This is a genomic window from Nocardia sp. NBC_01327 (assembly GCF_035958815.1).
Taxonomy (GTDB): domain Bacteria; phylum Actinomycetota; class Actinomycetes; order Mycobacteriales; family Mycobacteriaceae; genus Nocardia.
This window is the reverse complement of record NZ_CP108383.1, coordinates 7,463,237-7,485,296: the sequence shown is the minus strand read 5'-3', so window position 1 is coordinate 7,485,296 and position 22,060 is coordinate 7,463,237. Positions and strand designations below refer to the sequence as shown.

Annotated in this window: 25 protein-coding genes; 6 read left to right on the top strand and 19 right to left on the bottom strand. The window is 64.5% G+C overall.

The window, feature by feature from the left end; all coding sequences use genetic code 11:
* Positions 1–4: 4 nt before the first annotated feature.
* Positions 5–715 (bottom strand): DUF1361 domain-containing protein, encoded by a 711-nt coding sequence (locus OG326_RS34600; RefSeq protein ID WP_327141332.1) that lies wholly within the window; start codon positions 713–715, stop codon positions 5–7.
* 159 nt (positions 716–874) lie between these two features.
* Here OG326_RS34600 and OG326_RS34595 point away from each other — a divergent pair, with 159 nt between their 5' ends.
* On the top strand, positions 875–1,396 hold the full coding sequence (locus tag OG326_RS34595; protein ID WP_327141331.1) for an HAD domain-containing protein: 522 nt from the start codon (positions 875–877) through the stop codon (positions 1,394–1,396).
* A gap of 66 nt (positions 1,397–1,462) precedes the next feature.
* On the opposite strand, the gene OG326_RS34590 is transcribed toward OG326_RS34595, so the two are convergent.
* Entirely contained in the window at positions 1,463–1,954 is a 492-nt protein-coding gene (locus tag OG326_RS34590) for a hypothetical protein (RefSeq protein ID WP_327141330.1), read from the bottom strand.
* Positions 1,955–2,025: 71 nt separating this feature from the next.
* Here OG326_RS34590 and OG326_RS34585 point away from each other — a divergent pair, with 71 nt between their 5' ends.
* Complete coding sequence (locus OG326_RS34585; RefSeq protein WP_327146667.1) at positions 2,026–2,595, top strand: AAA family ATPase; 570 nt, start codon at positions 2,026–2,028, stop codon at positions 2,593–2,595.
* A gap of 116 nt (positions 2,596–2,711) precedes the next feature.
* On the opposite strand, the gene OG326_RS34580 is transcribed toward OG326_RS34585, so the two are convergent.
* Positions 2,712–3,314, bottom strand: a complete 603-nt coding sequence (locus tag OG326_RS34580; protein WP_327141329.1) for a TetR/AcrR family transcriptional regulator — start codon at positions 3,312–3,314, stop codon at positions 2,712–2,714.
* A gap of 424 nt (positions 3,315–3,738) precedes the next feature.
* Here OG326_RS34580 and OG326_RS34575 point away from each other — a divergent pair, with 424 nt between their 5' ends.
* The 3 genes from OG326_RS34575 (at position 3,739) to OG326_RS34565 (ending at position 6,172) form a co-directional block, all read left to right on the top strand.
* The gene (locus OG326_RS34575) at positions 3,739–4,929 is read left to right on the top strand and encodes an FAD-binding oxidoreductase (protein WP_327141328.1); all 1,191 of its coding nucleotides are present in this window, start codon (positions 3,739–3,741) and stop codon (positions 4,927–4,929) included.
* Positions 4,930–5,284: 355 nt separating this feature from the next.
* Complete coding sequence (locus OG326_RS34570) at positions 5,285–5,527, top strand: hypothetical protein (RefSeq protein WP_327141327.1); 243 nt, start codon at positions 5,285–5,287, stop codon at positions 5,525–5,527.
* 66 nt (positions 5,528–5,593) lie between these two features.
* Positions 5,594–6,172, top strand: coding sequence for an SMI1/KNR4 family protein (locus tag OG326_RS34565; protein ID WP_327141326.1), 579 nt, complete (start codon positions 5,594–5,596; stop codon positions 6,170–6,172).
* Positions 6,173–6,397: 225 nt separating this feature from the next.
* Here OG326_RS34565 and OG326_RS34560 read toward each other — a convergent pair whose 3' ends face one another.
* From OG326_RS34560 to OG326_RS34495, 14 genes are all read right to left on the bottom strand, one after another.
* Entirely contained in the window at positions 6,398–6,991 is a 594-nt protein-coding gene (locus OG326_RS34560) for a hypothetical protein (protein ID WP_327141325.1), read from the bottom strand.
* Between the two features lie 500 nt (positions 6,992–7,491).
* Positions 7,492–7,959 (bottom strand): hypothetical protein, encoded by a 468-nt coding sequence (locus OG326_RS34555; RefSeq protein WP_327141324.1) that lies wholly within the window; start codon positions 7,957–7,959, stop codon positions 7,492–7,494.
* 263 nt (positions 7,960–8,222) lie between these two features.
* Positions 8,223–8,504, bottom strand: a complete 282-nt coding sequence (locus OG326_RS34550; protein WP_327141323.1) for a hypothetical protein — start codon at positions 8,502–8,504, stop codon at positions 8,223–8,225.
* A gap of 287 nt (positions 8,505–8,791) precedes the next feature.
* Positions 8,792–8,977, bottom strand: coding sequence for a hypothetical protein (locus tag OG326_RS34545; protein WP_327141322.1), 186 nt, complete (start codon positions 8,975–8,977; stop codon positions 8,792–8,794).
* Between the two features lie 143 nt (positions 8,978–9,120).
* The gene (locus OG326_RS34540) at positions 9,121–9,624 is read right to left on the bottom strand and encodes a hypothetical protein (RefSeq protein WP_327141321.1); all 504 of its coding nucleotides are present in this window, start codon (positions 9,622–9,624) and stop codon (positions 9,121–9,123) included.
* A gap of 355 nt (positions 9,625–9,979) precedes the next feature.
* On the bottom strand, positions 9,980–11,128 hold the full coding sequence (locus OG326_RS34535) for a glycosyltransferase (RefSeq protein ID WP_327141320.1): 1,149 nt from the start codon (positions 11,126–11,128) through the stop codon (positions 9,980–9,982).
* Entirely contained in the window at positions 11,125–12,417 is a 1,293-nt protein-coding gene (locus tag OG326_RS34530) for a class I SAM-dependent methyltransferase (RefSeq protein WP_327141319.1), read from the bottom strand. Before OG326_RS34530 ends, OG326_RS34535 begins: the two co-directional genes overlap by 4 nt.
* Before the next feature lie 10 nt (positions 12,418–12,427).
* Positions 12,428–13,582 (bottom strand): hypothetical protein, encoded by a 1,155-nt coding sequence (locus tag OG326_RS34525; protein ID WP_327141318.1) that lies wholly within the window; start codon positions 13,580–13,582, stop codon positions 12,428–12,430.
* Complete coding sequence (locus tag OG326_RS34520; RefSeq protein ID WP_327141317.1) at positions 13,579–14,271, bottom strand: NTP transferase domain-containing protein; 693 nt, start codon at positions 14,269–14,271, stop codon at positions 13,579–13,581. Before OG326_RS34520 ends, OG326_RS34525 begins: the two co-directional genes overlap by 4 nt.
* Positions 14,268–15,536 (bottom strand): hypothetical protein, encoded by a 1,269-nt coding sequence (locus tag OG326_RS34515; RefSeq protein ID WP_327141316.1) that lies wholly within the window; start codon positions 15,534–15,536, stop codon positions 14,268–14,270. Before OG326_RS34515 ends, OG326_RS34520 begins: the two co-directional genes overlap by 4 nt.
* Positions 15,537–16,364, bottom strand: a complete 828-nt coding sequence (locus OG326_RS34510; RefSeq protein ID WP_327141315.1) for a TauD/TfdA family dioxygenase — start codon at positions 16,362–16,364, stop codon at positions 15,537–15,539.
* A complete protein-coding gene (locus tag OG326_RS34505; protein ID WP_327141314.1) occupies positions 16,361–17,020 on the bottom strand; it encodes an AAA family ATPase in 660 nt (219 codons plus the stop codon). The genes OG326_RS34510 and OG326_RS34505 overlap by 4 nt, the downstream gene beginning before the upstream one ends.
* 126 nt (positions 17,021–17,146) lie before the next feature.
* The gene (locus tag OG326_RS34500) at positions 17,147–17,455 is read right to left on the bottom strand and encodes a hypothetical protein (protein WP_327141313.1); all 309 of its coding nucleotides are present in this window, start codon (positions 17,453–17,455) and stop codon (positions 17,147–17,149) included.
* Positions 17,456–17,594: 139 nt separating this feature from the next.
* Positions 17,595–18,056, bottom strand: a complete 462-nt coding sequence (locus OG326_RS34495) for a hypothetical protein (protein ID WP_327141312.1) — start codon at positions 18,054–18,056, stop codon at positions 17,595–17,597.
* A gap of 515 nt (positions 18,057–18,571) precedes the next feature.
* Here OG326_RS34495 and OG326_RS34490 point away from each other — a divergent pair.
* Positions 18,572–19,858, top strand: a complete 1,287-nt coding sequence (locus OG326_RS34490; protein ID WP_327141311.1) for a hypothetical protein — start codon at positions 18,572–18,574, stop codon at positions 19,856–19,858.
* A gap of 6 nt (positions 19,859–19,864) precedes the next feature.
* Here OG326_RS34490 and OG326_RS34485 read toward each other — a convergent pair whose 3' ends face one another.
* Together OG326_RS34485 and OG326_RS34480 are read right to left on the bottom strand one after the other, a co-directional pair.
* Entirely contained in the window at positions 19,865–20,914 is a 1,050-nt protein-coding gene (locus OG326_RS34485; protein ID WP_327141310.1) for an NAD-dependent epimerase/dehydratase family protein, read from the bottom strand.
* Positions 20,915–20,926: 12 nt separating this feature from the next.
* The gene (locus tag OG326_RS34480; protein WP_327141309.1) at positions 20,927–22,060 is read right to left on the bottom strand and encodes a M20/M25/M40 family metallo-hydrolase; all 1,134 of its coding nucleotides are present in this window, start codon (positions 22,058–22,060) and stop codon (positions 20,927–20,929) included.

Below are 22,060 nucleotides of genomic sequence, written 5' to 3'. Positions count from 1 at the left end.
CCGGTCACCCCTGATCCGCGAGCGAGTCGAGCAGCGGGCCGACGATCAACCCGTACATCAGCCACAGGAACGTGGTGTGCGTCACGCAGAACAGCGCGCAACCGCCCAGTGCGGCAGGCGAATCGAAGTGGTCGCGCACCTTGGCCCACAGCCGCTGCGGCGACCGCACGTCCCAGCTGTTCAATCGCAGGTAGCGGCCCAGGTAGATGCCGACCGACACGGCCAGGATGATCAGCGGCGGCAAGGCCCGCGACAGGCCGCTGTGGATGGCCGCGTTGTCAGCGTCGCCATAGACGGCGGCGACGAATCCGATCTGCACGATCAGTACCCCGAAGATCATGTTCACCACACCGGACATGGCGAACGACAACACCGCCACGATGTCGTACCACAGCGGCACCGGATCGTCCTCGCGCCGATGGTTGAGGTTCAACTCCGTGATCAGGTAGCTCGAATTCGGCAGCGCCAGCAGCCATACCAGCAACCCAATGGCACCGACCCCGATCGCGATGCCCCGTCCGACGAACGCATCGGTCAGACCGGCCGCGATCAGCACCACCAGCAGGATCCCCAGCGGCAGCACCGACAGAAAGAAGTTCCACACCATCGGCCGATACAACGGCACCCGATTCAGCCACGCCCGCAAATAGATCAGCAATAACGCGTAGCCGTTTAGCGCGACGATGTAGAGCAACAACAGTTCCCCGGGCTTCATACCGGCAACCTATCCGCACACTTGCTCGGAGTCGCCTGCGACCGCCCGGCGCGGCGGGTCATCTGCCGTTCACCCGCACAGGGCAACGCACACCATTCGGCAATGTAGTGCGTTTCCTGGACACCGCGCTGACGTCGGTCCGGGCTAGCCTTCACGGCGATGGACACACCGCACCGCACGCTGCTCTTCCTCGACGTCGACGGCCCGCTCATCCCTTTCGGCGCCGCGCCCGCAGACCACCAAAAGCCATCGACCGCCGACAAATCCCCGCACAGCACGAACCCACTTCTGACCCGGGTCGACCCGACACTGGGGCCACTGCTTTCGGACCTGCCCTGCGAGATGGTGTGGGCGACCACCTGGCTGCACGAAGCGAACCACGTCGTGTGCCCATTGCTGGGTCTACCAGCGCTGGCGGTCGTGGAATGGCCGGACCGGACCGATCATCATGTCGACGAATGGTTCGGGTTACATTGGAAGACACGGACGTTGGTCGAGTGGTCGGCTGGCCGGCCATTCATCTGGGTCGACGACGAGATCAGCGACAACGATCAGCAGTGGGTATCTCGCCACCACCCCGAACCTGCGCTCCTGTTCCGCGTGGACCCACGAATCGGACTGCAGCACAGTGACTTCGCCACACTGACCGAGTGGCTCGCCACAGCCGCGCCCTCGCGGTAACGCGCGACGCCGCGATCTGGTGCCGGGCCAGGCAAAGGACCTACGTGGCATGTGCGGACGCCCAGGTCAGCGATGGCCGTACAGTGCCCGGCCCACGGTGCGGTTGAGCTTCCGCTGCAACCCCCGAAGGATACGGATGGTCTCCTCGTCACGGAGCCCCGTGGTTGTCGGCCACTCCACACCGGACCCGAAAACATCACTGGCGAAAACGAATTCAGTCGCCACCAGTGCTCGTCGCCAATCCGACGCACTCAGAGGCTGATTCGAGCTCAACGCGGCTCGCAACCGCTGTCCTTGTTCGTACAGGTCCTCCACGCTCGCGAAGCCCATCGCAACCGCGAGTGCCTCAGAGCTGCGAGCGGGACCGACCCATTCGTTCAGCCCGCACCGCAGTACGTGCCGCTCGTCATCTGACAGCTCAACCACGACAAGACTCTCCGCTTGCATCTGCCGATCATGCTCGCCGGTCCCAAATACGCGCCACAGATATTGAGCAGCTACATGTCGCGTCGGGACGGGGAGCGAAGTACCGCCGCCGACGCATACGAAAATCCGCATGAGCGCGCACCTGGAAGCGCTGTCGGCCAACCAGTTTGGACGGCCGACCAACGCGCGGGTTCGACAAGCCAGTGCGTTGCGGCGGTCCGGGCCCGGTAGCGGGACATGATCTATCGGTGGACGGATTGCTGGTCTTGGTGAACGGACTTCCCGGCGCGGGTAAGACGACCTTGGGTGGTGCGTTATCTCGGTCTCTAAACGCTTGGTTCTTGTCCAAGGACGTCGTCAAGGAAGCGTTGGCCGGTTGCCTCGAAAACGCTTTCGAGGTACCGGAACTGGGAGGGATCGCCATGGACACGGTCTGGGCGCTGGCGAAGGAGTCACCAGCCGACGTTGTCATCGACTCGTGGTGGCTCAGGCCGCGAGATCTGGCTTTGGCCCGCGCGGGTATCGAGAAGACCGGTGCTCGCAGCGTCGTGGAAGTCTGGTGCGACGTTCCCACAGAGGTCGCCAGAACCCGATACGCGTCACGACAGCGCGCAGCCATTTACCGAGACCAGCAACGCTTGGCCGAGGACTGGGACAGCTGGGCCGCGCACGCTGGGCCACTCGGGCTGGCTCCCACGGTCATGGTCGACACCACACGCACGGTCGATCTCGCCAACCTTGCTCACCAGATAACGGCCCTGGCCGGTTCCTAGATGGCTAGATGAGCCGTGCGGGTCGCGGCTAGTAAGAGACTGGTGTCAGGATCGGAGTGGCGAAGATTGTGGCACTGCTGTTGGGGATGTCAGCGTTGGTTGAGTGCCAAGTTTTGTCACGACGGTGCGACAAAGGTGGCAATGAACGTGGTGGTGAGCTGTTCGGTCAGCCGTTTGTTCGACCAACGTCGTTGGTGAGCGAGGCGGTCGAGCAGGTCGAGCGACATGAGCGCCCACAGTAGGTCGGTCGCGGTGTCAATGGACAGGTGCGGGGCGAGCGTCCCTTCCCTGGCCAGCCGTTCGATTACGCGGCGGCTGCCCTTGAGCCAATTCCCCTGGGAGAACCGCCACAGCGCTGCCGCATCCGGGTCGATGTGTTGGGCTTGCTCCACAGCGCGCAGCACCGCCAGGATTCGCAGGTGTGATCGCACCAGGTGGGCGGCCCATTCGCGGAGACCCGACACGGCGTCAGGGGCGTCCCACACGGCCTGGAGCGATTCCGGGAGGTTCTCGGTCTCGGCAAGGCTGCGATAGAGCGCCATGACGAGGTCGGTCCGCGTTGCGAAATGCAGGTAGACGGCTCGGCGGGTGACGCCTGCGCGCTCGGCGACGGCTGCCATGGTCAACGCGGGCAGGCCGTCGTTCTCGATGATGTCGCGGGTCGCCGCTAACAGGGCGCCGACCGTGCGGCGGCCTCTGGCGTTCTGTGGGTCGGTCACGTCCGTCTCCCAATGTTCGTGCGATATGGAGTGAGCGCGTGCAGGGTGTGCACACTATGTGTAGTTTAGTTACTACACATAGCGTGTAGTTTATGGAGGTAATCATGTCAGCTGTAGTTTCCCCGGCTGCCCGCTGTCGGGCTCGGGCCAGGGCCTTGACGGCGGCCTCGGCCAGGGGACAAGTTGGGGTGGTGGGGAATTGAGCAGGGTAATCAGTCGCCGAGCGTTCATCGGCGCGGCAAGTGTGGGCGTCGTCGGCGCGGCAGCCTGGGGGATTGGCGACCTTGTCACGACACGCCCGGCGACAGCTGGCGGCGACAATCTGCGCGCGATCGTGCGAGGCCCGGTGTCGTTGCCGGGAGACCCCGGGTTCGCGGCGGCGTCCCGAGCATGGAGTACCGCTGTCACACAGCGAGTTCGGGCGGTGGTGGAGCTCGCCGACGCCGACGATGCCGCCGCGCTGGTGCGGTACGCCCGCCGCGCCGGAGTGTCGCTGTCGGTCCAGCCCAACGGTCACGGCGCCAGCGACGGCCTCGAGGGCGTGATCCTGGTGCGCACAAGCAAACTCGACGAAGTTCGGGTGGATCCCGCCGCCCGCACCGCGCGGGTCGGCGCGGGCGTCGCGTGGGGTCGAGTGCTCGCCGAGGCGGGACCGCACGGATTGACCGGGCTGGCTGGCAGTTCGGCGGTAGTCAACGTGACCGGGTTCTCGCTCGGCGGTGGGCTGAGCTGGTTCGGGCGCAAATATGGGTGGGCCGCCGATAGCGTCACCGCTTTCGACATCGTCGACGCCGACGGTCACCCCGGCCGGGTCACCGCCACCTCCGACCCGGACCTGTTCTGGGCAATGCGCGGCGGCGGTGGCGATTTCGCTCTCGTCACCGCGGTCGAGTTCGATCTGCACCCGGCCCCAGCGGTTTTCGGCGGGACAATGGTGTGGCCGGGGCCCCTCGCGCCCGCGGTCATGACGGCCTTCCGGGAGGTGACCGCGAACGCGCCCGACGAATTGACGGTGTGGTTTCAGCAGTTTCAGCCCCCGGGATCGCCCACCGTGCTCACCAGCGTTATGGTCGCTTATCTGGGCGACGAGGCCAGCGGGCGGGCATTGTTGTCGCGGTTCGACTCGATTCCGGGCAGGTTCCAGGACACCCGCCGCATGGTGGCGATCGCCGACCTCGGCGAGATCGCGTCCGAGCCAACCGATCCCAGTCCGGAAATGTTCGCTTCGGAGCTACTGACCGGAATCGACGATCACACCGCCGAAGCGCTGCTGCAGCCGATAGCGCCGCTGCTCGCGATTGAGATCCGGCACCTCGGCGGCGCGTTCGCCCAAGGATCCGACAGCGCGGCCGGGCAGCTGACGGCACCCTACTGCCTCATCGCGATCGGGATGGTCACCACGCCAGAATCCAAAGCGGCGATCCAGGCCCGGCGACAGCAGTACCGCGACGCCCTGCGCCCGGTCTTGGCAGACCGGGCACCGTTCACATTTCTCACGCCGGGCGACACCGCGGCACGCGCTTTCCCGCCCGCAACGCTAACCCGCTTACGCGCAATCAAACACAGTCACGACCCCCACGCGGTCATCCGCGCCAACTACCCCGTTCTGGCCTGATTGCCCCGCGTCAGGGCTATCCGCCGGAATCAGATTAGGACCTGATCTCGAGTTCTTCGACAGCCTTCCCTCGAACACTAGGCGGCCAACCTCACAGTCGGTTGTCCGCCCTCAAACTCGCGGGCACGCTGCCCAAAACACTCTGCATTCGGCAGTAGCGTGCGTTCGGCCGGCGCCGGATGGATGCTGCCGGTTGATCTTCCGAGGTGCCGCGCTGGCCGTTCCGAACAGCGCGGCATGCGGCAAGACAGTGCGTTCGTAGCGAGCCGATCTGCTCGGCCTCCGCGAAACCTGCTGGGCAACCTGCCGCCGCGTTGATCGAGGTCACCGCGATGCAGAGCTAGGCTCATCGCTTGTGGAATTGCTGTTGGTCATCGGATTGCCAGCCGCCGTGCTGGCCGCCTGTTGGTGGGCTTTCCACGCGATCAGGGGCAAGCAACAGCGTGGCGAGTTGACCAACCTGGCCCTGAGAAAAGAGGGCGGCGTGTGGGTCTCGGGCTACGACTCGACCGAAGGTGCTCCTCCCGATAGTCACTTCAAGCAGACCGATCAGGGCAGTCGGCCTGACAACTCGCCTTCGGATCGAGCAGACGACTGAACTATCCGGCTGCCGCCTTGCGCACGGGTCGCGGCATGTGCGGATTGCCAGTGGTCATCGGACATAATGGCAGCGATCCTCAGGCAACCCGATACGAAGGGCCGCAATGTGAGCGATTGGCGTACGAGGCTGCAGGTACTGTACGAGCTGCAGAAAAAGGTCAACGAAGCGCAAGGGCTGCCTGGACCTTCTCCTCTCGTGACGACCGGCGCCTCCGAGCAAGCGATCGCCGCCGCTGAGCAGAGGCTCGGAGTAGTTCTCGATTCGAGCTACAGCGATGTGCTTCGCGCCGTCAACGGATGGCCGTCCTTCGCCCTGAGTTGGAACCTCTTCGCGGCTGAAGATCTGGGGCAATCTCACGGTCTGTGGGCCGAAGCGAATCGAGATGCCACCGCGTACTTCGATGGCGAGGGTGACCATGCGGTCACGGTCCCTAGGGGCCGGAAGCGAGTACTGCTGGCTGCGGGTGCCGACAGCGCTCGGTTCTTGGTCGGGATGCTCGACACTGCGGCCGGAGCCGCGGCAAGTCCCTGCTACGACTGCGCATACGGAGAAGACATCGAGTACGCCAGCTTCCAAGACTGGGTGGCTGCGATGGAAAGCGAAGCCCGCAGCATCATTTCCGAGGAGTCAGGGCTGCCATAGCGGCAGCGAAGCAAATGCGCTCCATTCGGCAAATGAGTGCGTTCGTTTGGCCGACGCGCCTCATGCCGAAGTTCATGGCTCGACGAGCGGATCGCCGCCAACGCCGTCGCGCGTCGATACGCTTCTTCAGGGAGCACGTGTTCGCCTGGGCGCGAGCGAATCAAGTTGAGGGGCAAGAGATCATGGACGGTTTTGCGTTCGGGGGATTCTGACCGATGCGGGAGATCAGTAGATACGCGGACCCCTGTTATTGCAGTTCCTGCCGATCCCAACGACGCAAGTCACGTCGTCGAGGTCATCGTCGATGCTGAGGTCCACGGCGGGGCCGGTTAAGTCGGCACCGGCCGGGATGGCGTAGATGGTGTCTCCGTTGGCGATAGCGTCTGCGAGTGATGCCCCGGGGACGGCGTAGGCCCAGATGGTGGTGTTGTTCCAGATCTCTACGACCGGGTTGTCAGGGCCTTCTGGGGTGGGCAGAAGGTTCTCGTCGAGGTAGGGGATGCCGAGGCTTTGGTCGAGTTCGTCGACGGTGAGATTGGCGTCGATGAGGCCGATTGCTTGGCCGTCTTCGAGGCCGAAGCAGTAGTTGTTGAGGACATTGTGCTTACAGGCGCTCATGTTTGCGTTCGTGCTCCACACGTCGACCACCTCGGCGTGGGCGGCGGGTGTGGGCAGCACGAGCGCGCCGGTAGCGATCATCGGAGCAAGGAACGCGAGAACTGAGGAACGGTGCATCTCTTTTTCCTTCCGTGTGATTGAGCGGCGGGCAACGAAGTCAGCGAGGTGCAGCAGCGCGTCGATCTCATCGAGACTGACCACGCTGGACGATCGTGCCGGGGTGGTGGAAACCTAGCGGTACTCGAACCTGGAATCCGTTCATTGACTCAGGGTGACTACACCGGCACATTTCGTTCGGCCAGTTTCGCTGCGGTCACCGATTGCGCCGACAGCCCAGCGCACGAAAAATCAACCGAGCGAAGCCGATTCGAAAACGAGATCGTCGACCGGAACCTCTGGCTGCATACCCACCGACGAGATGGCAACGCCAGCGATCTTGTCGACGATAGTTTCGCATGTTCGACTGGCCGCCCGGCGGGGTTTGCGACATCCCGACCGTCCAGCGAGTCGAGATATCCAATGTTCTGTGACACGGACGAAGGTAAGTGAACGGACCTGTCCGCCGAGTGCCATGCACGGAACTCGGCAGCAGCGTGTGTTGGGAAGCTGCTGTCGGCCAACCAGTTTGGACGCCCGACCAACGCCCGGGTCGCGGCATTTCCGGACGTTCTCGCCGACGGCCACGCCACGAGGTAGACGCGCTACTCGTCGTCGGTTCTGTCACGCTGAGTGCGCTGGAAGCTCTCGGCGATTCGCCGGAGGTACTCGCCATACTCGGGTGAATCCAGTTCGAAGCCTTGCTGATTCCAGCGATGAGCGCTCCATCGGTTGTCGATCTCGGCCTGATGGATCGCTCGCAGCACCGCGGGCCGATAGATCAAAGCCACTCGCCAATCGCCGAGGTATCGAGCCTGGATATGGGCGGTGACGTACCGGCGGCGGTGAGCCGTGCCGACCACGGTCACCACCTCATGACCCGTCCCTGCGAAACCGCCGATCACATGAAGCTTCGCACCAGCCGGGAAGATCTTGTGGCTACGCAGTTCAGCGTTGGGACCAGACTCCTTGTACGGGTAAGGCAACAACGACGCGACCACGCACCACTCGGGCCGAACAGCATCATCGCTCACGGCATCAAGATATCGGCCCGCCTGGTAGATCGCGGGCATTGATCCTCAGTACCCGGCCGCAGCCTGTCCGGCGTGAATGCCCTTGTAAGCGGCTAGTTGAGGATGTTCGTGGGCCGCGCAGCTAACGATTCTCAGCACCACGGACGAGAGGGTCGCCAGGGGCGATGCCGTCGTTTCCGAGCTCCGGAACGATGAGGCCAACCGGGGCAGGGCCGGTCTGTGGTCCAACCGGCCATGTATGCGGACAGGATGTAGTTCGGGTGCTGGTCGAGGTTGGTCCTGGCGTGGTCGTATCGGGGGTGTCAGGAGCCGGCGAATGTGCCGGTAATCGTGTGGGAGAACGGGATGAGCAGCATCGACAGAATCGAGGAGAAGAGCGCGAAACCAGCGACTCGCTCGCGTCTCCAGTGGCCGATGCCGCTCAGCACGAACGCAGGAATGACCAAAGCCGGGCCGATAACGACCGACAGCGCCGACAGCACCAAGGAGATCACTGAGCAAACCGGTGTCGCGGCCGAGTGTGCCGGACCGTTGTGCGCATAGTCCGGGTAGTGTCGGAGGTCAACGTTGCGACGGAATGCCATGGCGGTAATCGTATGCGAAGCAATCATTTGCGATGGTTACCGTACATGGAGATCCGAGAGCTTGGCCGATCGCCTCGGACCGCGCCACGCTGGCCGGTTCGGTGGGTGCGGTGTGCGCCATAAGCGTGCACCGGGAAGCGCTGACAGCCAAGCGGTTTGGGTGGCCGACCAACTCGCGAGTCGCGGCAATACAGTGCGTCAACGACACAGCCCGATTCCAGTTCTCCGGAATCGGGCTGTCCGTCAGCTACCGCACATCATGGCAACTGGCCGCCTTACTGCAAGCCTCATTCATCGTCGGTGGACGCCAAGTCGTCGAGGCTGAGGGACGCCGAGTTGTCTTCAACGTCGCGGGACCCCGGGCCGCCTGTTATGTCGGGGGATATCAAGTCGTCGAGGTCGATGTCGGGGGGGATGGGCACGGGCCCGTCGCCGGAGTACCCCGAACTGTCCTGCGCCGATATCTCCGTCATTGCTTCCTCCTTCATCGACTACTACCGACGCAGTCAGGATATCGATCGCCGGATGTTCCTGCGCGGCAACAGCTTGTACGCCAGCGTTCGGTCCAGGTGCTCGGTAGGAGCGGCGCGGATCGCGGCATGAGCGGAAGTCTTCGCTAGTCGTCTGCTGCCACGATAAGAGTGAGCACTCGATCCGCTTGATCGATCGCTACTAGTTCATGAAAGCCGTCGACGCCCACAACCCAACCCCAGTCATGCTGGGCATCAGGGCGAAGGTCGGGCAGTTGAAACAACTCCGGTGCCTCCAACAACGGAAACACTTGCGTGTCCAACTCGGCTTGAACCTCCCGGGACACCGGCACCCCAGCATTGCCCGCCCAGTCCTGCAACAAGGTCCGTGCCGACGAGGAGTTGATAGACCGGAAGGTATCCGCCGTGATGCACTCCACCCGGTACGGTCCGTGCAGCGTGTGGATGCCTTGGGTTTCGAAGGCAGACGCGAAGTGGTCGCGGTAACTCGGATGTGCGACAAGCGCGGACAGCAACTCGGAGACCGGCCGCGCTGAGTCAATCCGGAACCTCTTCAGGCTCACCCAACGGTAGGTGCCCCGATCCAGCAACACCAACCGCCCGGTGTCGAAGGTAAGCGCGCTGTCCATGCCGTGAGCTTGCCATGGTGAACGATCCCGTCCCGGGAGGCGTGATCCTGCATTCGGCTAGAATAGTGCGTTCGGCGGACGCGCCGAGGCAACTGAACGCGCCAGTCGATGGCTTCGGATTTCGCCGATGCCATCGGATCGTGACCGCGCTTCACGGCGAATCGTCCGCCGATGATCGACGTCGGATTTCACCGGCAAAGCAGTGGGGAGTCGAGGTCAGGTTGTCGAGGCGGCGATCCCTTGTTTCCGGGTGTTTGTCCCCGCCCCCCGGGGATTGTGCAGCCAGCTCTCGGACGACGCCGCGCCAGTCGTGACGGCCCGGCGACGGAGCTGGCGATGTCGGGCTGGATGAGAGTTACCGTGTGGCGTTCTTGCCGACTGTTCGCGTCAGATGTTCGGCGAGGCTGTTGATCGGTTGTAGTTCATTGTTGTCGAGGGTGAATCGTTCGATACCGTCAGCAATGCGCAGTGAGTGCAGGGCGGTGGTCGCTGCAGTTCGGATGTTTTGACGGGTGAAACCTGTTGCCCAGTCGATAGTTATGGCCGTGTTCGAGTCGGCGCATCGGCGTGCAACGAAGTAGGCGTCGTTGTGTGAGGGCGCTATGACCGGTGTGACCTGACGGTAGAGGGCTTCGAGTGTGGAGGTGGCGCTGCCGTGGCAGAGAAGTATGTCGGCTTCGGTCAGGTGGTGGGCCAGGTCCAGCTCGCTGCACACCTCGATGACGGAATCCGTTCTGGCACTGTTGAGTTCGGTCCACTCTTGTAGTCTTGCTCGTGATGTAGGAAGCCGGATTTTGATCGTGATCGACTTGATTCCGGCGTCGACAAGCCCCAGCATGGCCTGCTCAAGCATCTCGGCGGAGGGCTCGGTGATGAAGGTGCCGAAACTGATCAGCGCCCGGGGCCGCGCAGGCCGCGACGGCGGGTGTACCGGTGTTGATCCGGATGGCCGGTATCGGTAGCACCGCAGTCGTTCTCCGGGCTCATGATCGTCGGTGAAGAACCATCGTGGCCCGAATCCGACTGTTCCCAGATTCCAGGGCGATCGCAGGTCGTCGCCGTCTTGGCCGCGAATCAGTGTGCGGCGGCGAGCTTCCAGCGTGCTGCTGCGGGCGGTGGCAGCGTCGGCGCAGGAGACCACCCGAAGAAACGGCACATCGCGGTCGCGTGCGGCGAGGACGGCGCCCCGCTCCGAGGTGTCGCAGATGACCAGATCAGGATGTAGCTCCTCCATCAGTCGCCCGATATCGTCGCGGCTGCGCTGCCCCATGCGACGAATAATGTCGTCGCCGGACACGCCCGCACTGCTGGGCAGGAAGGTCTCGAACCCTGCGGGGCGGTGTGGCACGGCGACCGGTGCGGTGTCGACGAAGTTGGCGACTGCCTGGCTTCCGCACCAATACACCCGGCAGTTCGGTTGCGCGGCAAGGTCTTCTACCAGCGGCCGCAGGGTGTTGTAGTGCCCTGGACCGGGCGCGTAGGCGGCGAGGACTGTGATCGTCATCGAAGTGCTCCGGCGGGCCGCAGCAGGCAGGCGCCACCCAGGATCGAGGTCGCAGTGCTGATCGAGCGTGTGCTGAGGACCGGGGCGTCCCAGTCCAGCCGTGTGGCGGTCAGGGCAGCGTCGATCGCGCGGCGGCGGTGCTGAGCGGGAATGGCCGCCAGGTAGGGGTAGCTGCCGTTGAGCAGTGGTGCGGCGTGTCGACGTAAGGGCTGCTGGCTGGTCCAGGTGGCGACGGTGTCAACCTGGGTGGTGATCTCGTCGCCTGCGAGCCAGTCGGTGATCCGCCGGTTGTTACCGTCGGTGACGATCCGGCCCCGGCCGTGGCCCAGGCGGCGCAACTGAGTGTGGAACTCAGTGGTGAACGCGACGATCTGTTCGGGTAGCTCGGTGGCGGGGATGATGCGCACGAGTGTGCCGCCGGGGCGTAGCAGCCGGGCGGCTTCGGCGACCGCGAACAGTGGTTCGTCGATGAAACACAGTGCGGCGTGCTCGTATACGGCATCGGCGCTGCCGTCGGGCTGGTCTACCGTCATGCAGTCCGCCGCCCGTACCTGGACGTGGCCGAACGCGATGGTGTGTTTGTGCAACTGGGTGCGCATGCCGATCGCGGGCTCGATCGCGACCACGCTGCGGGCGTGCGGTGCGATCGTTCGGGTGATGGTTCCGGTGCCCGCGCCGAACTCGATTGCGTCGCGGCCGGCCAGATGGGTGTGGGCGATAGCGGTGATCGCCTCGGTGAATTCTGGATCGACGAAGGGCCGGTCGCGGTCGTAGCGAGCGGCCAATGCCGCTGTGTAGAGGTAGCTTCCGTCGTCGTGGGTGAGTATCTGCCACGAGCGGGCCCCGATGTCGCCGATCTGGTGATGAGGGAATCGGCAGCCAGGTCGGTGAGGAAGATGTCGGGCGAACAGGGCCAGCCGTGCCAGACACCACGCCGCGCCGATGCGGCCGAGCCGATGCCAAGTGGCAGGGTCTGCGGTGGTCAAGGGCATGAATCGGTCGGGAAGCTGCTGTCGGCCGGACGTTGGAGTGTGGTGGAGGGCACGCCGCATCCACAGCGACTCCATGACTGCGGTTATCGCTGCAGTCCCGGCGCGCAGCCGTGGTCCGGAGACGGCGGCCGGGTCGGTAACCAGGTCGCACATCAGGCACCAGGTGCCGGTGTCGATCTCATCGACCACGCTGGTGATCGCGGCGCGTGTCCACCACGGGATGTAGTCGAAATCGTCGTCGCTCCGCGCCACCGCCGTGTTCGGCCATGTGGGTGCTGGATCGAAATCTGTTGTCATGCTGATGCTTTCACTTCAGGTGCTCGCGCAGCTGTGCGACGAGCGGCGCTGTGGTGTGCTCGTAGGCCCAAACCTCGGGATTGACTTGTCTTGTCGTGCGGTGGGTGGCGAGCGTGGCCAGGTAGGAGCCGACGGTGTAGGGGTCGTCCGGGTCGACCGCGATGGCCAGGCCGTCGTGGGCGAGTTCGGTGGCGGTGGCGCCGAATGGATCTACCAGCAGCGGCATGCCGTAGAGGCGCGAGTCGCGTACGCGCAGCCGCACGCTGGTTTCGTTCTCGATTCCGCGCCGCGCGAGGCAGATCAGCCCGGCGGCGTTCCTGAGATAGCGGTCGCGGTCATCGTGGCGAATCGGATCAGTGTGCAGGACAACCTGTTCCGCGATTCCGAGCTCGAGACCGGTCCTTGTGATTTCGGCGCGGACGGCATGGGTGTCCGGGTGCGGTGCGGCGTGCAGGAACCGCAAACAGATCTCGATGCCGTTCGCGCGAGCCGCCGCGACTCCGCGGACCGCGGCCGCCGGGTCATAGAACTGCCATAACCCACCGGTCCACAGAACCTCGTTGCGTTGCCCACCGACCTCGTCGCCGCAGTGGTGGTGTGCGCCGACGGTGGTGGTGCTGTAGCCGATCGGGATGGTGGTGATCCGGTGGTCCAGACGCCGTGATCGGTCCAGATCCTCGATGCGTAGCAGGCCGTAGGCGCACAAGTTGGCGATCAATGTCACCCGCCCGATGTGGGAGCGGGCGGTGAACAGGTGCGAATGCGTCAGTTGCATGCGGTAGGTGTCGATCAGCCGCTGATAGGTCACCGTGTCGAAGACACCGCCGGGGCGCAACCGCGGGTATTCGAGGTGTTCGATGGGTGGGGCGTTCTCGCTCACGATGAGCTTGCCTGCCCCGTTGGCCTGCTGGATGCGGGACGGGTCGGGCATATCGAAGAAGAACACCACCTCGGCGTCCGCGAGCAGGTTCGACCAATCGGCGGCAATGGTCGTCACCTCGGCGCCGCCGACGCTGACCGGTTCCTGCGCGCCGGTGGCGGGACTGTAGATGCGGACGGGAAAATGGTGGGCCAGGGCCGCAGCCAGTTCCGCTACCCGCAACCCGATACCACTGATAGTGGTCTGGCCCAGCGGATAATCGCCGGCGTCGAGCAAGAGAGTCATCGCAGCGCACCCTCCGCCACCGACGTAACCGGCAGGAGGGTGGGTGGCACGTTGAAGTTGACGAAGTCCGGCCCCCACACCACCGGTGCGTCGACAAAGCAGTCAGTGACATGCTCTGCCAGCCCGTATCCGACCGGTTTGAGCATCGACTTGTTGATGGCCAACGCGGACCAGGTGGCATTGAATCCGGTGGGATTGGTGGGCTTTTCACGCGCGGCCGTCACAATGCCGTCGGTGACGGCGAGTGCGCCTTCCACCCGCAACCGGTTCGGATCTTCGGTGGCTGCGGCCACAACGGTGACCGGCGCACCTGCCTGGGTGAGGTCCAAGGCCTCGGTGAGCGCCAGCACCGGATCAGTCAGATACACCATGTCGCCCAAGCAGACCAGCGTTGTGTCGTCGCACCACGGCACCGCCGACAGCAGTGCCGCCGCCATCCCGTCCGGCACGACAGGTCTTTGCAGCACGAACGAGGTGTTGCGGTGGTAGCGCTCGAGGTGAGCTACCAGCGCGAGTTTCGCGGGGGAAATGACGACGATGAGTTTGATGTCCGGGAGCGGTAGCGCGTCGATCGCTTCCATAAGCGGGTCGATCACCGCGGTGTGCGGTGCGATGGTGTGTAGTTCCTTCGGATACGTTGACCCGAACCGTCCTCCGGTTCCGGCCGCGAGTACGACGATAGTTGTCACAGGTATGCCCTTTCCGATTCATTGGTGCGGCTCCACCACGGGTGCCGGCCGAGTCGCTGCCGCAGCTCGCTCAAGCCCCTGACGTGGCTGCTGGTGTGTCCGTCGCGTGCCTGGGCTATCACGGCGGCCAGCTCGTGCATGTCGGTAGTGGTGGCACCGAGCACGGTGGGTTCGGCGGCCCCTAGCCGCCACATCCGCCCCGGGCAGCCCGGCAGATCGGATTGGATGTTCACCCGAATTCCCCAGCGCGCCAACCGATCCGACACCCCGACCGGATCGGGCAGACGCACCCATACCTGATGGGTGTCGGTATACCCGCTGCCCGCGTCGCCGACGACGTCGAATCCGTAGTCGGCCAAGGCTGTAGCCAGCGCACGCGCGTTGGCGATCACCGCATCGGCGTACCCGGATCCGTAGATCTCGAATTCCAGGGCAGTCACTGCGGCCGCGAGCGCCGCACTGAAGTGATGGCTGCTCACCAACGTGAACTGCGCATCCCGAAGCAGTGCATCGATGTCGGCGTCACGGGTGGCCAGCAGGCCGTGATGCGGGCCGGGGAATGATTTGTGCAGCGAGCTACTGATCGACTGCGCGCCGTGATCGAGCGGGTTGGGGTGCGCGCCCCCAAGGATTAGACCCAGGGTGTGGCTGCAGTCGACATGCAACCGGGTTCCCGGATACCGGCGCGCCACCTCGCCGATTGCCGTCACATCCAGCATGTGGCGGGAGTTCTGCAGGTCCGCGTATATCAGCGATACCCCGGTGGCGAGGGCCTGCTCGAGTTGGGTCAGGTCCACGCGCCCGTCGACGCAATTGACGGGCACCCACTGGTAGCCGAACCGTCGGATCAGCGCACCGGTGGCGTAGTGCCCACCACAGGCCGGTGCGATCGTCACCACCCTCGCCCCCGGCTCACCACCCAGCCCGGACAACGCGATCATCATGCCGTTCAGCCCCGAGAGCGGGCGCAGATTCACGAACTCGGCACCGGTGAGCCGCGAAAGTGCCTGACAGCCTGCCGTTTCCAGGTCGGCTAATCCTTCGCCGCCACGGAATTCCCAGCCCTGCGGCGCGAGGGTTTGGTTGAAGAAATAGCGGTTGGCATAGTCGGTTGCGAGCATCGCGTGCGCGGCCGGGCTCATCCGGTTCTCGCTGGGTACCAGATTGATCGCGGTCCGATTCAGCATTTCGGCGGCCCGGGTGCGGGCGGCGAAGTCGGCGAGGCGAGCGGCAGAATCGGCGGTCACCAGGTGGGCGGCTTTCATCTACACGACCTCCCGGGTGTACAGGCCGCGGATCAGCATCCGCTGGCCCGCACCAGCGGCGAATCCGGTGCGGCCGTGCGCTATCCGCCCGTTGCACAACACCAGCCCCGTGCGTGACGGGATCGCGACATCTCGCCGATACGGACTGCCGACCTGCGACATCCGTCGCAGCCATTCGACTGCCCCCGCCCGCTGCCGCCCGAGATCACCTGCCAGTTGCCATATCTCGGATCCGTCGTCGGCCCACCGTGTGCGCAGACCGATATCGAGATCGGCGAATGCTGGTCCGGTCGCACGCGGCGGTGGCTGGAACGAGGTCGCCACCCGTGTCAGCGCGTCGTCGGTCATCAATGCCGCAGCCCCGGCCGGGTAGATACGGCGCAGGTGCTCGAACGCGGGGACCGCGCGAAAGATCGTGCTGTGCCCGCCCTCTGCGGCGGCGCGTTCGAACCACAGTAGCGATGTACCCACCGATCCGATCGGCTCGAGGGTTCCGTCGGTGTGAAACCCTTGCGCCGCACCGGTCCCGAAATACCGGTGCTCGCCGGTCGAGACTTTCGGTGAGACCGTATTGAAGCCGTCGCCGCCATATCCGAATCGGTTCGGGTCCGAGGCATATATTGCCGGGACGTAGGTGGAGCCGATATCGAGCCGCGAGGCCATCTCGGTGAGGATCGCCCGGCCCGCGCGGGTGGCGTCGAGGACCGTGAACAGGGCGAACCCGTCACGCTGGCAGTCTTGTCGAATCCTTGCGACCGCCGCGATCGGGTCGGCATCGAACGCGGGCGGTGCAGCAGTGGCGGCCGAATTGTCGGTGCGGGTAGTCATGGCGCTTCTCCGGGTGCGGGTTTGGTGGTCCATTGCGCGATCTCGTTGGCGGCCTGGATCGGGCTCAGCGAGTCGGTGTCGATCACCAGGTCGGCCGCAGCGGCCAGCCAGTCGCGACGGGCGTCGATGAAGGTGGGAATGTGCTGCAGGCGCCAGCCGGCAGCGCGGTGCAGAACCTGGTCTTCGGTGATGCGCCGCCGCAGTGTCTCAGGGCTCGCGTCGATCACTATGTGGCGAAGCGAATGCCCTTGCGCGCGGATGCCTTCGGCGATTTCGGTCCAGTACTGCTGCTTCAGCAGGGTTTGCACGATGACCAGGTTCTGGCCGGTCTCGCAGGCGATGTCGTCGGCGACGATCGGGACGAGCCGTCGCCACGACGGAAAGTCCTGAAAGTCGACGACCGCGGAGTCGGGAAACTGCGGGCCGAGCATGAACCCGACATACTCAGGATCGAACAATCGCCACTGCGGGTGCGCCGCAACCAGCTCCTTGGCGATCGATGACTTCCCTGAACCGAAACTACCGTTCAACCACACGAATTCGGACAAGATATTCCTCCATATCAGTGTTTGTTGGGCGTAGGACGAGAACGGCGAACGGGCCGCAGGGCGGTGCGCGCATGTGCATGTCGACGCTGCATTGGCCGGCCAGATCATCGACGACGAGAATCCTGTCCTGCACGGCGCCTATCACGGTGGCGACGGGCCGATGCGCGCCAGTGAGCATGATCGATCTCCTGTACTGCTAGCAGTCTTCTCGGGTTGGTTGGGTGCGATCGGATGTCAGTCGCTTTCGAGCTGCTCGTAGAGCAGCTGGTAGAGCGGGTCGGGCAGATCCACTCGGTGGGCTTCGTAGAGCACGCGCAGCGCAGCGCAGCGGCGTGGGCAGCCCTCGGGGCGGCAACGCTTGTGCTTGTGGGCATCGCGCTCGGCTTCCTCGACGGTGGGGGGCATCTCGCAGGCGCGGTGGGGTAGTTCGGCCTGGATATCCCACACGCTCGGCCCGTTCGGTGTTCGAGCCCGCAGGACGTACGCGAGCGCCACTGCGACCCCGACGAAGGCCGCCAACGGCAACCAGGGCATAACGGTCATTAGCGGCACCCGCCCAGACGTGTGGACTTAGCGGTGCACTCGGACGCGGTCTGTTCCTTCGGCATCAAATCACCCACTGCTTTAGCGAATCTCGCGATCAGATCCGGCTCTGCGGTAGGGAAGCAGCCGTTGCTCATGGTTAGTCCACCACTCGGGGAAGGGTTTTCGCGGCATCCAAAGTGATTGCTACAGCCGTGTTGAAGGGCGGGCGGAAGGTGCCTATGGGCGCATCGAGCCAGACACGCACCTTGTCGGCGGGACCCGGCAGCATGATCAGTGCGCCCTTCGGGGTGCGAATCGCCTGCACGCGGTACAACTTCGAGAACAGGTAGATGCTGCGGGTGTCCTCGGCGGGTGCTCCGTTGGTGAGAATCGTCAGACAGCCGGTGCAGCAGTTTTCGATGATCGGCGCTGTCAGTAGTTGACGGCTCAGCTCGATCCGTACCCGGTCGCCCAGAGCGGCGGGCATCTGAATAGCGTCTATGTGGCCCGCGCGCAGGATGATTCGGTTGTTCGCATCGACATGGGTATCGGTGAAGCCGTTCTCCTCGCGGTATCGATCATGTTGGGCTGCAACGGATTCGGTCAGAGCTGTGTGCATGTTTCCCTCGCAAGGCACGAGCTCTCGTCGGGAGCGGAGGCGCTTCGCGGACATGGCGGCAACCTCAGTCGTCGAGCCCGGCGGACAGAAACGCGTGTGCTGCCACCCAGAAGGTGCAGGCAGCACTATGGGAATCGCGATTCAGAATGCGGATCGCGGTGATATCGGTGAGTTGATCTACGTCGCCATCGCAACAGCGAATGCCGCGGTCATTCGAGCTCGGGCGGGACGACAGATTCTTCGGCGGCACGACAACCTCCCCAGGGGCGCTAATCGGTAGCACCCGGTGCGGGGGGCATCGCCGGCGCGGTGGTTCAGCCTGGCGGCGATGCACTATCGCGCCGATGAGGTGATCGCGGTTCCCGGTACCGAGTGCTGTGTGTCACTCTCGCTCAGCACCAGGGTTCGTTAGCGGTCCATTTTCGGTCCATCTCGGTTCATGACCGGCTCATTTGCTCCCCAGCTCTCGCCTTTCGGGATGAAATATCCCTACCTTGGATTGAGCGGAGGTCAGGATGAACAAGCAGCCGCGTACCCGGTTGGAACAACTCACGTCGCAGAGACGGCTGTCGGTCCCTGCTTTTCAGCGCGAGTTCTCTGTCCGCGCCGAGAAGAAGCTGGGCAAGAGGCTCGAGGTGTCGCTCAGTCAAGCCAAGAGGTGGCTCGGGGGTGTTCCCGGGGTTCCCCGTGGAGAGTCGCAGCTTGTTCTCGAGGCGTGGTTTCAGGAGCCTGTCGCGCAGCTGCTGGGCCCGCCTCGCTTTCAGCATCGATCCATCAATGAAACGGAGCTCGCTGTGAATGCCGGACGCGAATCGGTGAGTCATGCCATCGCTGCGGCTGCGGCGCTGGACCCTTCGGTCCTCGAGCATCTACATGCGGCTGCGGAGTATGCGGCACGTGCCTATTACGTGACTCCCCCATTGGAGATGCTGTCGGATCTGGTGGCGCTGCGCGACACCGTATACAACCAAATTGATCGCACTCACAAGCCGTTGCAGCAGGCCCAGCTGTATTTGATCGCAGGCCAGGTGTGCGGCCTGCTGTCGTCGGTGAGCTGGGATCTGGGATTGCTCGGGGCCGCCGCCGAGCAGGCACGTGCCGCGCACACCTACGGCTCTGTCATCGACCACCCCTCATTACAGGCATGGGCACGTGCCCTGCAGGTCACCGCCATGTTCTGGTCGGGGCACCCGCGCGGGGCCGTCGCAATCGCCGCGCGAGCGATTGAAGTGGCACCGATCGGAACAGCGAAAGCACGACTGCACAGCGTGCACGCCCGCTCCCTGGCAATGATCGGCGCGCGCGGTGAAGTGCGCGCCGAGCTCGCGGCCGCCAGCAACGAACTCGACCGCGCCGGCGGCGACGCCTTCCTCGACGACATCGGAGGCGAGCTCGCCTTCGACAGGGCCCGGCGCGGCCTGTGCGCGGGCGCTTCCTACGTCGCTCTCGCCGACGGTGACCAAGCTGAACACGAAGCCCAGGACGCCGTCGCACTGTTCGCGGCCATCCCAGAGGAAGAGCGGTGGGCAGCCGGAGCTGTCGGCGCACAGGTCGATCTAGGTGCCGCCCGTGCACTGCGGGGCGACTTGGCGGGCGCTCAAGCGGCGCTCATCTCGGTGTTCGAGCTTGCACCTGCGCGCCGCACCGAAGCGATAGCCCAGCGCCTGCACGCGCTGGCGCGCATGCTGGGCACCACCCACTACCGAGGTGCCCTCGAAGCCCGCGATCTCGGCGACGCGATCGAGAATTTCACCTCTACCAGCCTGGCACGAATGGCAGCGCCACGCGCCTTGAATCCGTAATCGCCGTCAGATACCGCAGTGATCGAGCTGGTAGGCGTCCCACAGGCGCAGGATCGCCTCTTCATGGTCCGGTGAGATCCCTAGTTCACCCGCTCGTTCGTGGACGATTGAGGCGCCGCCGTCCTTCAGCCACCGCCAGGTATCGGCGACGGTGTCGCCGATACGCCGGTTGCTGAACCCTGCTGCCCGTGCGCGCTCAGAATCGACCGCCCATGCGCCTCGGTATGTGCGCCACAGCGGAAGTCCGGTCCATTGCGCGACGCCTTGACCGGCGAGCCATTGCTCGTCCGTCACCCATTCCAGCTGTCCCGTGCCACTGACAGCTCGATTGCAGGCATCGAGCATGTCGCCCATCGTTTCGTGGCCACCTGCGGTGACATTGAAGATCCCCGGCTGCTCGGCGGCGGTATGCAGCGCGAATATTGCGACGTCACGCACGTCGACCGGCTGGATCGGGCGCTGCGGATTGCCGGGGGCAAGGACGCGGCCGCCGCGTTGCATGCGCTGCAGCCACCACTGCAGGCGGCCCACGTATTCGTGGGGGCCGAGGATCACCCCAGGGCGCAGGATCACCGACCGATCCGCGCAGAAGACCTGCAACACCGCCCCTTCACATCCGGCCTTGCCGAACCCATAAGTGGACGGTCCGGGATCGCCGTCGTAGCCGTAATCGGGTCCAGCGTCGGGCGGGCACTGCAAGATCGGCGATTTCTCCGTCAATGGCTCCAGCGGCCAACCCTGGTACACCGACACGGAGGAGATCAGCACGTACCGTGCGGCGGCCGGCTCCAAAGCTCTTGCCACCGCCAGGGTTTCGCGCGGAACATAACTGGATGTGTCGATGACCGCGTCGTACGGTCCCCCTTTGGCCAATCGCGCGAGATCGGCAGGGTCGGTGCGATCGCCTCGGATCAGGGTGACGCCGTCGGCGTCGCTGCCGGATTGACCACGCCGGAATGTGGTGACCTCCATTCCGTCGGAGACCGCTTGCTCAGCGACCGTTCGACCGAGAAACCAACTTCCGCCCAACACCAAAATCCGCGTCACCACAACCATTGTGGTCGAGCGCTACCGCCCTGGCGAGCGATTCGACAGGCGATGCAACAGCGTGGACAGGAGAGCTGCGCGTTCTCCCATCACGGTCACATCGACACGTTCCCCACGCCCATGAGGATGCGCGCCGAGAGCGCCGAGCCCATCCAGGGTCGGAACTCCGATCGCGGCAATGAGATTCGCGTCCGATCCGCCTGCGGATCGGGTGGCGGCCAACGGCGCCAAGCCAAGCTCCCACGCGGCCGCCGCCGCATCCGCGAAGACGTTCACCCCCAACGCCGGTTCGAATGGCGGCCGTTCGATACCGCCCTCGACAACCACCCGCGCGCCCTCGACATGAGGTTTCAAGGCTGCCATCGCGTCATCAACGTCTTCGAGGTCGGAGCGAGTCCAGGCGCGCACATCGACGTGGCACATAGCGAACTCAGGGACGACGTTGGTGGCTGTACCGGCCGAGAACATGGTGGGGGTCACCGTCGTATCACCGCTGCCCAGGTTATTGATCGCGAGGATCTGGTGCGCCAGCTCGACGCCGGCATTGACACCGAGCGCAGGCTCTAGGCCGGAGTGAGCTGCTTTGCCGTGCACTTTTACCTGATAGTTCGCGATGCCCTTGCGGGCGACCTTCACTGCACCACCGTCCGCGCTTGGTTCACAGACAAGTGCGACGCCAGCGAGCTTGGCCTGCTGCTCGATCAGCGGCCATGAGGTCGCTGACCCGGTTTCTTCATCGCTGGTCAGCACCACGCTCACAGCAGAGGCATCGACCATCAGCTCCAGTGCGGCGAGCAGTTGCACAATGCCCGCCTTCATATCGAAGACTCCGGGGCCTGTAGCGATGCCGTCGTCCGAGATTTCGAATCGCCATTCAGTGATCGTTCCCAAGGGCCAGACCGTATCGAAATGCCCAACGACCAACACGCGGGGATGCTGCGCCTGGGCTACCAGGTGCACGTTTTCTCCGGACCACACGAGATCTACGGGTCGACCAAGGGCTTTCTCTAGCCAGGGTGCCAGCAGCTGGGCGCAGTTACGCAGAGCCTCAGGGGAATTCGAGGGGGATTCGCACTCCACCAGCTCGCCCAACTGCTTCAACATTGTCGGCATCATCGCGGTGGCCAACTCCAGCGTGTGGTGTTCGTTTCCCAT

What these genes read in the sequence shown, in the direction of transcription:
- OG326_RS34600 (WP_327141332.1), bottom strand. Translation starts at nt 715, where the DNA reads ATGAAGCCCGGGGAACTGTTGTTGCTCTACATCGTCGCGCTAAACGGC.
- OG326_RS34595 (WP_327141331.1), top strand. Translation starts at nt 875, where the DNA reads ATGGACACACCGCACCGCACGCTGCTCTTCCTCGACGTCGACGGCCCG.
- OG326_RS34590 (WP_327141330.1), bottom strand. Translation starts at nt 1,954, where the DNA reads ATGCGGATTTTCGTATGCGTCGGCGGCGGTACTTCGCTCCCCGTCCCG.
- OG326_RS34565 (WP_327141326.1), top strand. Translation starts at nt 5,594, where the DNA reads ATGGCAGCGATCCTCAGGCAACCCGATACGAAGGGCCGCAATGTGAGC.
- OG326_RS34555 (WP_327141324.1), bottom strand. Translation starts at nt 7,959, where the DNA reads ATGCCCGCGATCTACCAGGCGGGCCGATATCTTGATGCCGTGAGCGAT.
- OG326_RS34550 (WP_327141323.1), bottom strand. Translation starts at nt 8,504, where the DNA reads ATGGCATTCCGTCGCAACGTTGACCTCCGACACTACCCGGACTATGCG.
- OG326_RS34545 (WP_327141322.1), bottom strand. Translation starts at nt 8,977, where the DNA reads ATGACGGAGATATCGGCGCAGGACAGTTCGGGGTACTCCGGCGACGGG.
- OG326_RS34540 (WP_327141321.1), bottom strand. Translation starts at nt 9,624, where the DNA reads ATGGACAGCGCGCTTACCTTCGACACCGGGCGGTTGGTGTTGCTGGAT.
- OG326_RS34535 (WP_327141320.1), bottom strand. Translation starts at nt 11,128, where the DNA reads ATGACGATCACAGTCCTCGCCGCCTACGCGCCCGGTCCAGGGCACTAC.
- OG326_RS34530 (WP_327141319.1), bottom strand. Translation starts at nt 12,417, where the DNA reads ATGACAACAGATTTCGATCCAGCACCCACATGGCCGAACACGGCGGTG.
- OG326_RS34525 (WP_327141318.1), bottom strand. Translation starts at nt 13,582, where the DNA reads ATGACTCTCTTGCTCGACGCCGGCGATTATCCGCTGGGCCAGACCACT.
- OG326_RS34515 (WP_327141316.1), bottom strand. Translation starts at nt 15,536, where the DNA reads ATGAAAGCCGCCCACCTGGTGACCGCCGATTCTGCCGCTCGCCTCGCC.
- OG326_RS34510 (WP_327141315.1), bottom strand. Translation starts at nt 16,364, where the DNA reads ATGACTACCCGCACCGACAATTCGGCCGCCACTGCTGCACCGCCCGCG.
- OG326_RS34505 (WP_327141314.1), bottom strand. Translation starts at nt 17,020, where the DNA reads ATGATCTGGCCGGCCAATGCAGCGTCGACATGCACATGCGCGCACCGC.
- OG326_RS34500 (WP_327141313.1), bottom strand. Translation starts at nt 17,455, where the DNA reads ATGACCGTTATGCCCTGGTTGCCGTTGGCGGCCTTCGTCGGGGTCGCA.
- OG326_RS34495 (WP_327141312.1), bottom strand. Translation starts at nt 18,056, where the DNA reads ATGCACACAGCTCTGACCGAATCCGTTGCAGCCCAACATGATCGATAC.
- OG326_RS34490 (WP_327141311.1), top strand. Translation starts at nt 18,572, where the DNA reads ATGAACAAGCAGCCGCGTACCCGGTTGGAACAACTCACGTCGCAGAGA.
- OG326_RS34485 (WP_327141310.1), bottom strand. Translation starts at nt 20,914, where the DNA reads ATGGTTGTGGTGACGCGGATTTTGGTGTTGGGCGGAAGTTGGTTTCTC.
- OG326_RS34480 (WP_327141309.1), bottom strand. Translation starts at nt 22,060, where the DNA reads ATGGGAAACGAACACCACACGCTGGAGTTGGCCACCGCGATGATGCCG.